The sequence below is a fragment of the Micromonospora citrea genome (assembly GCF_049629545.1).
Lineage (GTDB): Bacteria > Actinomycetota > Actinomycetes > Mycobacteriales > Micromonosporaceae > Micromonospora > Micromonospora citrea_A.
On sequence record NZ_JBNADX010000009.1, the window covers coordinates 71213 to 83799 of the forward strand.

At 73.0% G+C, this 12587-nt stretch carries 12 protein-coding genes; 7 read left to right on the plus strand and 5 right to left on the minus strand.

All coding sequences use genetic code 11. The annotated features are described in order from the left end of the window. Nucleotides 1–41 precede the first annotated feature (41 nt). Genes ACPFP2_RS12425 through ACPFP2_RS12440 form a run of 4 tightly spaced genes read left to right on the plus strand, consistent with a single transcriptional unit; the run spans nucleotide 42 to nucleotide 4228 of the window. Complete coding sequence (locus ACPFP2_RS12425) at nucleotides 42–1046, plus strand: ABC transporter permease (RefSeq protein ID WP_424089085.1); 1005 nt, start codon at nucleotides 42–44, stop codon at nucleotides 1044–1046. Beyond that, nucleotides 1043–2005: an ABC transporter permease gene (locus ACPFP2_RS12430; RefSeq protein ID WP_424089087.1), complete on the plus strand. Its 963-nt coding sequence runs from the start codon at nucleotides 1043–1045 to the stop codon at nucleotides 2003–2005. Before ACPFP2_RS12425 ends, ACPFP2_RS12430 begins: the two co-directional genes overlap by 4 nt. 7 nt (nucleotides 2006–2012) lie before the next feature. Further along, nucleotides 2013–3128: an ABC transporter ATP-binding protein gene (locus ACPFP2_RS12435; protein ID WP_424089089.1), complete on the plus strand. Its 1116-nt coding sequence runs from the start codon at nucleotides 2013–2015 to the stop codon at nucleotides 3126–3128. Beyond that, nucleotides 3125–4228, plus strand: coding sequence for an ABC transporter ATP-binding protein (locus ACPFP2_RS12440; RefSeq protein WP_424089091.1), 1104 nt, complete (start codon nucleotides 3125–3127; stop codon nucleotides 4226–4228). Before ACPFP2_RS12435 ends, ACPFP2_RS12440 begins: the two co-directional genes overlap by 4 nt. An 85-nt stretch (nucleotides 4229–4313) precedes the next feature. On the opposite strand, the gene ACPFP2_RS12445 is transcribed toward ACPFP2_RS12440, so the two are convergent. Together ACPFP2_RS12445 and ACPFP2_RS12450 are read right to left on the minus strand one after the other, a co-directional pair. Continuing rightward, nucleotides 4314–4706, minus strand: a complete 393-nt coding sequence (locus ACPFP2_RS12445; RefSeq protein WP_424089093.1) for a hypothetical protein — start codon at nucleotides 4704–4706, stop codon at nucleotides 4314–4316. Next, on the minus strand, nucleotides 4688–5299 hold the full coding sequence (locus ACPFP2_RS12450) for an HNH endonuclease family protein (protein ID WP_424089324.1): 612 nt from the start codon (nucleotides 5297–5299) through the stop codon (nucleotides 4688–4690). Before ACPFP2_RS12450 ends, ACPFP2_RS12445 begins: the two co-directional genes overlap by 19 nt. A gap of 156 nt (nucleotides 5300–5455) precedes the next feature. Here ACPFP2_RS12450 and ACPFP2_RS12455 point away from each other — a divergent pair, with 156 nt between their 5' ends. Further along, on the plus strand, nucleotides 5456–6940 hold the full coding sequence (locus ACPFP2_RS12455) for an MFS transporter (RefSeq protein ID WP_424089095.1): 1485 nt from the start codon (nucleotides 5456–5458) through the stop codon (nucleotides 6938–6940). Here the strand turns inward: ACPFP2_RS12455 and ACPFP2_RS12460 are convergent. Next, entirely contained in the window at nucleotides 6840–7499 is a 660-nt protein-coding gene (locus ACPFP2_RS12460) for a carbonic anhydrase (protein ID WP_424089096.1), read from the minus strand. The genes ACPFP2_RS12455 and ACPFP2_RS12460 overlap by 101 nt on opposite strands. Nucleotides 7500–7921: 422 nt before the next feature. Between ACPFP2_RS12460 and ACPFP2_RS12465 the strand changes: the two genes are divergently transcribed. Next, nucleotides 7922–8125: a DUF1737 domain-containing protein gene (locus tag ACPFP2_RS12465; protein WP_424089098.1), complete on the plus strand. Its 204-nt coding sequence runs from the start codon at nucleotides 7922–7924 to the stop codon at nucleotides 8123–8125. A gap of 52 nt (nucleotides 8126–8177) precedes the next feature. On the opposite strand, the gene leuA is transcribed toward ACPFP2_RS12465, so the two are convergent. Together leuA and ACPFP2_RS12475 are read right to left on the minus strand one after the other, a co-directional pair. Next, nucleotides 8178–9929, minus strand: a complete 1752-nt coding sequence (gene leuA / locus ACPFP2_RS12470; RefSeq protein WP_424089100.1) for a 2-isopropylmalate synthase — start codon at nucleotides 9927–9929, stop codon at nucleotides 8178–8180. A gap of 236 nt (nucleotides 9930–10165) precedes the next feature. Continuing rightward, the gene (locus ACPFP2_RS12475) at nucleotides 10166–11446 is read right to left on the minus strand and encodes an MFS transporter (protein WP_424089102.1); all 1281 of its coding nucleotides are present in this window, start codon (nucleotides 11444–11446) and stop codon (nucleotides 10166–10168) included. Nucleotides 11447–11523: 77 nt separating this feature from the next. Between ACPFP2_RS12475 and ACPFP2_RS12480 the strand changes: the two genes are divergently transcribed. Continuing rightward, the gene (locus tag ACPFP2_RS12480) at nucleotides 11524–12513 is read left to right on the plus strand and encodes an ArsR family transcriptional regulator (RefSeq protein ID WP_424089103.1); all 990 of its coding nucleotides are present in this window, start codon (nucleotides 11524–11526) and stop codon (nucleotides 12511–12513) included. Nucleotides 12514–12587: the final 74 nt, after the last annotated feature.

Consider the following 12587-nt stretch of genomic DNA (forward strand, 5'->3'; position numbering starts at 1 on the left):
GGTGCCCGCCCGCACCCCTCCGCACCCCCTTCGAGGCCGCCGTGTTCCGGTTCATCGTCAGACGCCTGCTCCAGCTGATACCGACGCTGTTCGGGCTCTCCCTCCTGCTCTTCATCTGGCTCCGCCGACTGCCCGGCGGTCCGGAGACCGCCATCCTCGGTGAGCGCGGCACCCCCGAGATGCGCGCCGCGATCCGCCGCAACATGGGCCTCGACGAGCCGATCATGGTGCAGTACGCCCGCTTCGTCCGACGGCTGGTCCGGCTGGACCTGGGCACCTCGACCTCCACCAAGCGGGCCGTGGTCACCGAGTTCGTCGAGCGGTTCCCCGGCACGGTGGAGCTGTCCGTCGCGGCGATGCTGCTCGCGATCGGGGTCGGCATCCCGCTCGGCTATCTCGCCGCCCGCCGTCGCGGCCGGTTCCTCGACCATGCGTCGGTCGGCGGCTCGCTGATCGGCATCTGCATCCCGGTCTTCTTCCTGGCGTACGTGCTGAAGGCGATCTTCGCGGAGAACCTCGGCTGGTTCCCGTCCAGCGGCCGGCAGGACCCGACCCTCGGCGCCACCCGGATCACGAACTTCTTCGTCCTCGACGGGCTGATGACCCGGGAGTGGGACGCGGCCGCCGACGCGCTCTGGCACCTGGTGCTGCCCGCCGTCGCACTGGCCAGCATCCCGCTGGCGATCATCGTCCGGATCACCCGGGCCAGCGTGCTGGAGGTGCTCAACGAGGACTTCGTCCGCACCGCCGAGGCCAAGGGGCTGACCGAGCGGACCGTTCGCGGCCGCCACGTGCTGCGCAACTCGCTGCTGCCGGTGGTCACCTCGATCGGCCTACTCACCGGCGGCCTGCTCTCCGGCGCGGTGCTGACCGAGACCGTCTTCGCCTTCAGCGGCATCGGGGCCTTCATCTACGAGGGAATCAGCCAGCGTGACTACCCGGTGCTGATGGGCTTCATCCTGATCATCGCGGTGGTGTACGTGCTGGTGAATCTCCTGGTGGACCTCTCCTACAGCTTGATCGACCCGAGGGTGAGGGTCCGATGACGATCACCACCGGCAAGAAGAAGGAAAAGATCGACCGGCTCGCCGAGCTGGCCGCCCGGGACGACGAGCGCGGCGTCAGCCTCTGGCAGGAGGCGTTCCGCCGGCTGCGGACCAACCCGGCGGCGGTCGTCGGCGCGGTCATCCTCGGCCTGTTCCTCCTGGTCGCGCTGGTCGGGCCGTTCCTCGTGCCGCACGCGCCGGACGCCCAGCTGTGGAAGGGCGAGGTCCGGGAGAACATCGGCTTCATCCCCGGTCCGAGGGCCGAGAACTGGTTCGGCGTCGACCACATCGGCCGCGACGAGTTCAGCCGCATGATCGTCGGTGCCCGGCAGACCCTGCTGGTCGGCGTGGTCGCCACCCTGATCGGTCTGGCCGTCGGGTCGCTGATCGGCGGGATCGCCGGTGCCGCCGCCGGCCTCGGCGGACGCTGGGGGCGCGCGGTCGACAACGTGCTGATGCGCTTCATCGACATGCTGCTCGCCATGCCGAGCCTGCTGCTGGCGATCAGCATCGCCGCCATCCTCGGGGCCGGGCTGACCACGGTGATGATCGCGGTCGGTGTGGTGTCGGTGCCGGTCTTCGCCCGGTTGCTGCGCGGCTCGATGATCTCGCAGTCGAACACCGACTACGTGCTGGCCGCCACCTCGCTCGGCGTGAAGAAGCCGAAGATCGCGCTGACCCACGTGGTGCCGAACTCGCTCGCCCCGGTCATCGTGCAGGCGACGCTGACCCTGGCCACCGCGATCATCGAGGCCGCCGCGCTCTCCTTCCTCGGCCTCGGCAACAACGACGCGTCCATCCCCGAGTGGGGGGTCATGCTCGCCGACGCGCAGCGTTACCTCGACGCCGCACCCCAACTGGCGATCCTGCCCGCTCTCGGCATCATCATCACCGCGCTGGGCTTCACCCTGCTCGGCGAGGCGATGCGTGAAGCCCTCGACCCGAAGCTCCGGAAGTAGGTCGACCATGGCACTGCTCGATGTGGAAGACCTCTCCGTCACCTTCTCCCGGCGCGGCCAGCGGACCGTGCGCGCCGTCGACGGGGTCTCGTTCTCCGTCGACGCCGGTGAGGTGGTCGGCCTGGTCGGCGAGTCCGGCTGCGGCAAGAGCGTCACGTCGTTGGCCATCATGGGCCTGCTGCCCAAGCAGCCCGGCCTGGCCGTCGGCGGCAAGGCGGTCTTCGACGGCACCGACCTGCTCCAGCTCGACGACCGCTCCCGCCGGGACATCCGGGGCCGGGACGTGGCCATGATCTTCCAGGACCCGCTCTCCTCCCTGAACCCGGTGATCCCGATCGGGTTGCAGGTCACCGAGGTGCTCACCCGGCACCGGGGGATGAAGGGCGCGGCGGCCGAGAAGGAGGCGGCGGCGCTGCTGGACCGGGTCGGCATCCCCGACCCGAAGCGGCGGCTCAAGGAGTACCCGCACCAGCTCTCCGGCGGCATGCGGCAGCGGGCCCTGATCGCCATGGCGGTGGCCTGCAAGCCCCGGCTGCTGATCGCCGACGAGCCGACCACCGCGCTGGACGTGACCATCCAGGCGCAGATCCTGGAGCTGCTCAAGGATCTGGTCCGGGACTCCGGCACCGCCCTCGTCATGATCACGCACGACCTGGGCGTGGTCGCCGGGATGTGCGACACCGTCAACGTCCTCTACGCCGGCCGGGTGGTGGAGACCGCTCGCCGTCGCCCGCTGTTCCGGGAGCCCCGGCACCCGTACACCGTGGGTCTGCTCGGTTCGGTGCCGCGCCTGGACGCGGGCCGGGGCGAACGGCTCAACCCGATCCCCGGTTCGGTGCGCGACGTGCTGCCCTGGCCGGACGGCTGCGCCTTCGCGCCGCGCTGCTCCCGCCGGGTCGACGAGTGCGTGGGGGAGCCGCCCCAGCTCGTGCTCACCTACGACGGGCGCGGCTACCGGTGCGTCAACCCCGCGCCGGTGGCCGGCACCGACCCGGGCCAGGAGGTCCGGGACACGGTGCCCGCGCCGGCCGAGCCGGGTTCCGTGCCGGCGCAGGCCGTCCCGAACGACCCGCCGACGGTGCCGGGCATCGGCCCCGCCCCGAGCGAGGAGGAGACAGCGTGAGCGACGACGACATCCTCGTCGAGGTCCGCGACCTCAAGGTGCACTTCCCGATCAAGCGGGGAGTGATCTTCGACCGTACGGTCGGCCACGTCAAGGCGGTCGACGGCGTCGACCTGCGCATTCCGCGCGGCAAGACGTACGGACTGGTGGGCGAGTCGGGCTGCGGCAAGTCGACGCTCGGCAGGGCGCTGCTCCAGCTCACCCCGCCCACCGACGGCCAGGTCGTGTTCGACGGCGTCGAGTTGACCACCCTGGCGGCCGGGAAGCTGCGCACCATGCGCCGCCGGATGCAGATGATCTTCCAGGATCCGATGTCGAGCCTCGACCCCCGGCAGAACGTCGAGTCCATCCTCACCGAGGGCTTGCAGACCCACGGGATCGGTAAGGACCGCGACGACCGGCGGCGGATCATCGGGGAGACGCTGGACGCGGTGGGGCTGCCCCGGTGGGCGCTCTCCCGCTACCCGCACGAGTTCTCCGGCGGCCAGCGGCAGCGCATCGGCATCGCCCGGGCGTTGGTGCTCGGCCCGGAGCTGATCGTCGCCGACGAGCCGGTCTCCGCGCTCGACGTGTCGATCCAGGCCCAGGTGGTGAACCTCCTCGACGAACTCCAGGACAGCCTCGGCCTCACCTACCTGGTGATCGCGCACGACCTCGCCGTGGTCCGGCACATCTCCGACGTGGTCGGCGTGATGTACCTCGGCGCGCTGGTCGAGGAAGCGCCGAGCGACCGGCTGTACACCGAGCCGCTGCACCCGTACACCCGGGCGCTGATGTCGGCCGTCCCGGTGCCCGACCCCGACGTGGAGGACCGGCGGGAACGCATCCTGCTCGCCGGTGACCTGCCCTCCCCGGCCAACCCGCCGTCGGGGTGCCGGTTCCACACCCGCTGCCCGTGGGCCCAGCCCACCCGCTGCGCCGACGAGCGGCCGGTGCTGCGGGAGATCGGCGGCAGCCGGGTCGCCTGCCACTGGGCCGAGCAGATCGCCGCCGGCGAACTGCGGCCGCACGCGGTCAGCGCCGAGGTGGTCCGCCCCGAGGGCGAGGGGGAGGCGCCCGGCGTCGTCTCCGCGCCGAGCGAGCCCGGCTCGTACGTCTGAGCGACGTCGCGCCTGCCGACCCCGTGGCAGGGCCAGGCACAGCCCCGAGCGTGACACCCCGTGCGGGTGTCACGCTCGGCGCGTCTCAGCCCTCCGGGCGGTGCAGCAGGGCGACCGCGACGGCGTGCACGGCGTCCAGCCCGGCCGGGTCGGCGAGCTTCGCGTCGGCGCCGGTCACGGCGTACCACTCGTCGGCGTCCTTGTACTGCACCGAGAGCCGGACCTGGCCGTCGGCGTACGACGTCCGCAGGGTCAGCTCGCCGGTGACCACGCCGACCTCGTCGGTCATCACCCCGCCGGGGCCGGCGACCAGGTCGGCGGTCAGCTCGCGGGGTGCTCCGGCGCCACCGGCGTCGGCGTTCATCCCGGCCCCGGGGACCTCGGCGGAGCCGGCCGGGCGTCCGTCGGCGGTCATCCCGGCGGTGGCGGCGCCGGGCGCGGATGTGCCCCCCGTCCCGGTCACGGCTTGTTCGCCCATGTGCACCCCTCCAACATGTCGCTGAGGGCGGCCTTCTCGGCAGTGGTCACCGTCAGCCGCCAATGGTGTTTGACCGTCACCCAGTCCGCGGCGTACCGGCACCAGTACGACCGGTTCGCCGGTTTCCACTGCGACGGGTCCTGGTCACCCTTTGCCCGGTTGGAGGAGGCGGAAACCGCGATGAGCTGCGGTCGGGTCAGGTCGTTGGCGAACTCCCCGCGCTTCGCGTCGTCCCACTCGGCGGCCCCGGAACGCCACGCGTTGGCCAGCGGCACCATGTGGTCGACGTCCACGTCGGAGGGATCGGTGAAGGTCCGCCCGTCGTAGACGCTCTCCCAGTGCCCCGCCACCACGTTGCAGCCGGAGAGCCGGATGTCCTCGCCGTCGCGTTTGAGGACGCTGTCCCGGACGTCGCAGTTCTTGCCGGTGTCCCGCCAGTGCGGGAAACGTTCGCGGCTGTAGCCGCGCATCGAGCCGGCCTTCGCCACGGGCAGCTCGGCGAGCTGCTCACCGACGTTGCCGGCGTTGCTGGGCGGCGCCTCCGGCTCGTCGACCGCGACCTCGCACCCGGCCACGCCGAGGGCGAGGACCATGGCGAGCGCGGCCGCCACCGTCGCACGGGCTTCTGATCTGGTACGCACAGACGACACCTCTCCAGCTTGCGGGCTCCCGGCGATCCCGCACAGTACCCGGGCACGCTTTCGGCGTTTCGTGGAATCTCCCACGCGGCGCGAGGAGGATTGGTACCCATGACTGCACCCGCTCACGCGTTGAGGATGGGCACCGGAGCAGGCCGGGGGACCCTGCTGGCGGCGATCCTCGCGTCCGGGATGGTCTTTCTGGACAGCACCGTGGTGAACGTGGCGCTGCCCCGGCTCGGCGCGGACCTCGACGCGACCGTCGCCGGTCTGCAGTGGACCGTCAACGGCTACCTGCTGACCCTGGCCGCATTCGTCCTGCTCGGCGGCGCGCTCGGCGACCGCTTCGGCCGGCGACGGGTCTTCCTGCTCGGCGTCGTCTGGTTCGCCGCCGCCTCCGTCCTGTGCGGTCTGGCGCAGGACACCGGCTGGCTGGTCGCCGCCCGGTTCCTCCAGGGCGCCGGCGGCGCGTTGCTCACGCCCGGCTCGCTCGCCGTGCTCCAGGCCAGCTTCCACCCGGACGACCGGGGCCGGGCGATCGGCGCCTGGTCCGGCCTGTCCGGGGTGGCCACCGCGCTCGGCCCGTTCCTCGGCGGTTGGCTGATCGACGCGCTCTCCTGGCGGTGGATCTTCTTCATCAACGTGCCGTTCGCGGTCGGCGTGATCCTCGCCGCCCTGCGCTGGGTGCCGGAGAGTCGCGACGAGGACGCCGCGCGGGCCGGGGGGACCGGCCGGTTCGACGTGAGCGGCGCGCTGCTCGGCGCGCTCGGCCTGGCCGGGATCACGTACGCGCTGATCGACGCCCCGGCGCGCGGTCTCGGCTCGCCGACGGTGCTGGTGGCCGCGTTGGTCGGCGTCCTCGCCGCGGTGGCCTTCGTGCTGGTGGAGCGCCGCCGGGGCGAGACCGCGATGCTCCCGCTCGGCCTCTTCACCAGCCGACTCTTCACGGTGCTCAACCTGTTCACCGTGGCGGTCTACGCGGCGCTCGGCGGGTTCACCTTCTTCCTCGCCGTCTACCTCCAGAACGTCGTCGGCTGGTCGGCGTTGGAGACCGGGCTGGCCACCATCCCGCTGACCGTGCTGCTGCTGGTCGGCTCGGCCCGGGCCGGGGCGCTCGCGACGCGGATCGGCCCCCGGCTGCCGTTGACCGTCGGCCCGGTGCTCGCCGCCGCCGGACTGCTGCTGCTGCGCCGGGTCGGGCCCGGCGCGTCGTACTGGGTGGACGTGCTGCCGGGGGTGACCCTCTTCGGTGTCGGGCTGACCCTGGTGGTGGCGCCGCTGACCGCGTCGGTGCTGGCCGCGGTGGCCGACCGGTTCGCCGGCGTGGCGAGCGGCTTCAACAACGCCGCCTCCCGGGTCGGCAACCTGCTGGCGGTGGCCGCGCTGCCGTTGCTCGTCGGCCTCTCCGGCACCGGGTACGCCCAGCGCGACGAGTTGACCGCCGCCTACCGGGGCGCGCTCGCCTGGTGCGCCGGGCTGCTGCTGGCCGGGGCGCTCACCGCCGGCCTGTTCGTACGCCGTCCGCCCCGGCAGGCGCCCCCGTCCCGGCCGCGCCCCTCGCGGCCCGCGTCGACCCCGCCGGACGCACCAGGGTGACCAGACCGTCGTCCAGGTCGTAGCGGGCCCCGACGATCAGCAGCCGGCCCCGGTCCACCCGGTCGGCCAGCAGCGGGCTACGTTCCCGCAGCGCCCGGACCTGGGCCCGGATGTTGGCCCGGCACCCGTTCTCCACCGGGTCGCCGGGCAGGCCCAGCGCGGGCGCGACGACCGGGCGCAGCGCCGCCACGATCGCGCCGACGTGGTCCGGCGGGTCCTCGCCCCGGGCGATCGCCTCGACGGTGGCGGCGATCGCCCCGCACCGCTCGTGCCCCAGGACGACCACCAGCGGGCTGCCGAAGGCCCGCACCGCGTACTCGACGCTGCCGAGCACCAGGTCGTCCACCACGTTGCCGGCGAGCCGGTTGTCGAAGACGTCCCCGAGCCCCTGGTCGAAGAGGATCTCCGGTGGCACCCGCGAGTCCGCGCAGCCGAGCACCACCGTGGTCGGGTGCTGACCGGCGGCGAGTCGGCGCAGGGTGGCCGGGTCCTGCCGGGGCTGCCGGGCCTGTCCCCGGGCGAAGCGCCGGTTGCCGGCGAGCAGCGCGGCGAGCGCCACCGCCGGGAGGGGCTGGGGTTGTCCGCCACCTCCGCCGGGCGGTCGCGGGCTGCTCCTGCCTGCCGGGACATCGCGGCCGGGGACCTCACCGGCTCGACCCGGGTGCGCGGCGGCGGATCCACCGGCGGCGGACGGGGAACCGGTCGCGAGGGCGCAGGTGGCACCCAGGCCGAGGGTGGACAGCAGTACGCGTCGGTTCCACCTGGTGCGGTCCATCCTGCTCGCCCCTCTTCCGTCCGGCCGGTCCCGTAGGGACAACGACGGGGCGGCCCGACGGCGGCGGCGATGGTCGACTCCGTGTCGGCGACGTGGCGGTGTCGCCAGCGGTCGGACACAGTCATGCCGGCGACATGGAGTGGAGCGAGCGACCGGCCGGGCCGCCACCGGATCGCTCCGGCGGCCGGCGTTGCTACGGTCGGCGGATGAGTGATCAGGACGACCGGCTGCGGTACCGGCTGCTCACCGGGCCGGACGACGCGGACTTCTGCCGCCGGGTCAGCGATGCGCTGGCCCAGGGGTACCGGCTGCACGGCTCCCCGGCGATGACCTTCGACGGCCGGCGGGTGGTGGTCGCCCAGGCCGTGGTGCTCGACGAGGGGCGGCTCGGCGGGATCACCCCGGTCTGAGCGGCGACGAGGGGCCCCACCGGTGCGGCGGGGCCCCTCGTGACCGTTTCCGTCAGCCGCGGGCGCGGTTCACCGCGCTGGTCACCGCCTTGATCGAGGCGGTGACGATGTTGGCGTCCGTCCCGACGCCCCAGACCGTGCTGCCGTCCACGTCGCACTCGACGTACGCGGCGGCCTGCGCGTCACCGCCCGAGGAGAGCGCGTGCTCGTGGTAGTCGAGCACGCGTACCGCCACGCCCACCGACTGCAGCGCGTTGACGTACGCGTCGATCGGGCCGTTGCCGACCGCGGTGAGCGTGTGCTGCTCCCCGCCGCGCGCGACGCGGGCGTCGATCTCGACCTTGCCGTCGACGGTGCCGATCGAGTAGCCGGCCAGCGTGACCGCCGGGTCCACCTGGTGGTCCACCAGGTAGTTGCGGGCGAAGATGTCCCACATCGCGCCCGGCTCGACCTCGCCGCCACCGTGGTCGGTGACCTGCTGGACCACGCCGGAGAACTCGATCTGGAGCCGGCGCGGCAGGTCCAGCTGGTGCTCGGTCTTCATGATGTACGCGACGCCGCCCTTGCCGGACTGCGAGTTGACCCGGATGACGGCCTCGTAGGTGCGGCCCAGGTCCTTCGGGTCGATCGGCAGGTACGGCACCGCCCAGGTGTGCTGGTCGACCGGCACACCGGCGGCCTCGGCGTCCCTGGTCAGGGCGTCGAAGCCCTTCTTGATGGCGTCCTGGTGGGAGCCGGAGAAGGCGGTGTAGACCAGGTCGCCGGCGTACGGGTGGCGCTCGTGCACCGGCAGCTGGTTGCAGTACTCGACGGCCCGCTTGACCTCGTCGATGTTCGAGAAGTCGATCATCGGGTCGATGCCCTGGGAGAACAGGTTCAGGCCCAGCGTCACCAGGTCGACGTTGCCGGTGCGCTCGCCGTTGCCGAACAGGCAGCCCTCGATCCGGTCCGCGCCGGCCAGCAGGCCCAGCTCGGCGGCGGCCACCCCGGTGCCCCGGTCGTTGTGCGGGTGCAGGCTCAGCACCAGGCTGTCCCGGCGGGGCAGGTGCCGGTGCATCCACTCGATCGAGTCGGCGTACACGTTCGGCATGGCCATCTCGACGGTGGCCGGCAGGTTGACGATCAGCTTGCGGTCCGGGGTCGGGTCGACCACCTCGATGACCTTGGCGCAGACCTCCAGCGCGTACTCCAGTTCCGTGCCCGTGTACGACTCCGGCGAGTACTCGTAGTGGATGTCGGTGTCCGGGGTGTGGATCTCCGCGTACTTGCGGCACAGCCGGGCGCCCTGGGTGGCGATGTCGGTGATGCCGTCGCGGTCCAGCCCGAAGACCACCCGCCGCTGCAGCGTCGAGGTGGAGTTGTAGAAGTGCACGATCGCCCGGCGCGCGCCGCGCAGCGACTCGAACGTCCGGTCGATCAGGTGCTCCCGGCACTGGGTGAGCACCTGGATGGTGACGTCCTCCGGGATCAGGTCCTGCTCGATCAGCTGCCGGACGAAGTCGAAGTCGGTCTGGCTGGCCGAGGGGAACCCGACCTCGATCTCCTTGTAGCCCATCTGCACCAGCAGCTGGAACATCCGCCGCTTGCGCTCGGGGGACATCGGGTCGATCAGGGCCTGGTTGCCGTCGCGCAGGTCGACCGCGCACCAGCGGGGCGCGGCCTCGACGTGCCGGGTCGGCCAGAGGCGGTCCGGCAGGTCGATCCGGAACTGCTGCCGGTACGGCTGGTAGCGCTGGAACGGCATCCGGCTCGGACGCTGCCGGGCGATGGGATCGGTTTCGGCGTCGGTGACGGGTTGAGCCATGGCGGAGTGCTCCCGTGGGTCATGTCGGGCGTCAGCAATCGGAAGGTGTCGGCCTGCTGCCGGGCGACGGTGCCCGGTGGGCCAGAGGAGTTCGGATGTGCTGGACGGCGCGGTTCGACTCCGCGACGAGGTGCCGGCCGGTCAGGCCTCGTCGCGGCGACCAAGGAGGAGGTACGCCCGCCACATGACAGGGTCACCCTACGTGGTGGGACGGGGGGTGGGAAGGCAGGTCCGGACTATGGGACCGGAGTCACGGCCGGCGCCGCCGCCCCGGGCGCGGCCTCGCCGAGGCGCGGCGTCCGGGCGGCCCGGGCCACCACGGGTACGATCGCCAGCCCGACGATCACGAAGAGCGCCGCCGTCGGGTACCAGCCCCAGCCGCCGGTGGCCACGCCCAGCGCGGTCAGCCCGGCCGGGGCGATCAGGTACTGCACCTGCGTGCCGAGCCGGAACGCCCCGACGTACGCGCCGCGCTGGGCGGCCGGCGGCAGGGTGGCGGTCAGCCCCCAGGTGCCCGCCGACTCGATCAACTCGGCCAGGACGAGCAGCGTCGCGGCGGCCACCAGCACCACCACGGTGAGCGCCCCCCGGGTCACCCCGGACAGCGGCAGGACCAGGCAGAATCCGGCGATCAGCAGGGCGCCTCGGCGGGACGCGCGGGCCGCCCCGGCGACCGTGTCGGCGCCCCGGCTGGCCCGTACCTGGAGCAGCACGATCAGGATCGTGTTCAGCAGCACCAGAGCGGCGATCACCGTCTTCGGGGCGTCGGTGTGGGTGAGGATCCACAGCGGCATGACCGTCAGGTAGAGCGTCTGGTGCGCGGTGAGCAGCCCGGAGAGCAGGGACACCGCCATGAACGGGCGGTCCCGCAGCACGGTCAGCCGGCTCATCGGTTCGACCGGTCGGGCCACCTCGGGCAGCCGGGGCAGCCGGCGGACGAAGAGTGCCGTGACCAGGAACACCGCCGCGATGAACCAGACCATCCCCCGGTACGCCGCCATCGTGTCGACCGCCAGCACCACGCCACTGATCACCGCGCCGAGCCCGAAGCCGACGTTCAGCGACGAGCGCTGGTACGCCATCGCGGTGACCCGCTCGGCCGGCGGCAGCGCGTTGATCGAGTAGACCTGCCGGGCCGTCCCGGTGGCGGCGTCCACCGCGGCCAGGGCGACCACCACGGCGAGGAAGCCGGCGAAGCCGCCCACGAACGGGTACGCCGCGAAGAGCGCCGCGTCGAGCACCAGGCCGACCAGCCAGACCCGCTGCGGGCCGTACCGGTCGGTGAGCCCGCCGAGCGGCACGGTGCCGAGCAGCGACACCCCGGCGGCGATCGACAGGCCGAGCCCGACCTGGGTGGCGCTGAGCCCGAGCGCCCGGGTGAAGAAGACGGCGCTGCCGGCGTGGAAGAGGCCGTTGCCGACGGCGTAGACCATCGCCTGCACGGCGAGGGCCCGGATCAGGCCGGCGGGTGGCACGACGTGTCGGACGGCGGTGCGGATGGTGTCGCTGGTCCCCATGGACGACGAGCAAAGCGTGCCCCCCACGGCGCGGTCGAGCCTTTTAGGCTGAGCCGAATTCTCGACGGGGGTGGAGGATGTCGCAGCTTCGGTTCCACACGTCCGACGCCGCCGGGGTGCGGTTCGGGATCGCGCCGGTATGGGACACCGTCTCCAGCCTGTGGGTGTTGCGCAACGCGGCCGGCAACCCGGTGCACCTGCCGTGGATCGACCGGGCCCGGCAGGTGGTCCGCCGGCCGGAGGTGGCCGCCGCCGTCCGCCCGCTGCGCGAGCTGACCCGTCCCCGGACCTGGCTGCCGGACTTCCTCACCCCGCCGCCCGCCGGCCCGGCCGTGGAGTTCGAGGAGCAGCTCGAACAGGTCGCCGCCACCCCGGCCGACGTGGTGGTGCGGGACCTGCTGGCGACCACCCGTCGGGGCCCGCTCGGCCCGTTCGCCGAGGCGCTGCGCGCCGACCCGAAGGCGCTGCTGCCGGAGCTGGTCACCGCCGTGCGGGTCTGGCACGAGCAGGCGATCGCCCCGGACTGGCCCCGGATGCGGGCGCTGTTGGAGGCGGACATCGCCCACCGGGCCGGCCAGTTGGCCGAGGGCGGCGCGGGACTCGCGATCGCCGGCCTGCACTCGACGGTGCGCTGGGCGGGCGACCGGGTGGTCAGTGACGACCCCTGGCACCTCGACTACGACCTCGGCGGCCGTGGTCTGGCGCTGAACCCGGGGATCTTCACGCCGCAGCGGGTGCTGTGGAACCTGCTGGAGGACTCGCCGCCGGGCGGGACGTACCCGGTGCGGGCGGCGGCCACCGTGTGGGAGACGGCGGCACCGGTGCCCGGCGACCCGCTGGCCCGGGTGATCGGCCCGGGCCGGGCGGCCCTGCTGCCCCTGTTGGAGAGCGCGTCCACCACCACCGACCTGGCCCGGCGGACGGGGATGTCGGCCGGGAACGTCTCCCAGCACCTGTCCGCCCTGCACGCCGCCGGGCTGGTCTCCCGGGTCCGGCAGGGGCGGCACGTCCGCTACCGGGGCACCGAGGCGGCGGCGGCGCTGCTGCGCGCCGCCCACGGCACCTGACGCCACCCGACCCTCGACCCTTCACCCTCGACCAAGATCGTGCAGTTTCCTGGATCGAGCGGCATCGGCCCGGG

Bases quoted from the DNA above. Each gene is read 5' to 3' on its own strand.
- ACPFP2_RS12430 (WP_424089087.1), top strand. From the start codon at position 1,043: ATGACGATCACCACCGGCAAGAAGAAGGAAAAGATCGACCGGCTCGCC.
- ACPFP2_RS12435 (WP_424089089.1), top strand. From the start codon at position 2,013: ATGGCACTGCTCGATGTGGAAGACCTCTCCGTCACCTTCTCCCGGCGC.
- ACPFP2_RS12445 (WP_424089093.1), bottom strand. From the start codon at position 4,706: ATGGGCGAACAAGCCGTGACCGGGACGGGGGGCACATCCGCGCCCGGC.
- ACPFP2_RS12450 (WP_424089324.1), bottom strand. From the start codon at position 5,299: ATGGTCCTCGCCCTCGGCGTGGCCGGGTGCGAGGTCGCGGTCGACGAG.
- ACPFP2_RS12455 (WP_424089095.1), top strand. From the start codon at position 5,456: ATGACTGCACCCGCTCACGCGTTGAGGATGGGCACCGGAGCAGGCCGG.
- ACPFP2_RS12465 (WP_424089098.1), top strand. From the start codon at position 7,922: ATGAGTGATCAGGACGACCGGCTGCGGTACCGGCTGCTCACCGGGCCG.
- leuA (WP_424089100.1), bottom strand. From the start codon at position 9,929: ATGGCTCAACCCGTCACCGACGCCGAAACCGATCCCATCGCCCGGCAG.
- ACPFP2_RS12475 (WP_424089102.1), bottom strand. From the start codon at position 11,446: ATGGGGACCAGCGACACCATCCGCACCGCCGTCCGACACGTCGTGCCA.
- ACPFP2_RS12480 (WP_424089103.1), top strand. From the start codon at position 11,524: ATGTCGCAGCTTCGGTTCCACACGTCCGACGCCGCCGGGGTGCGGTTC.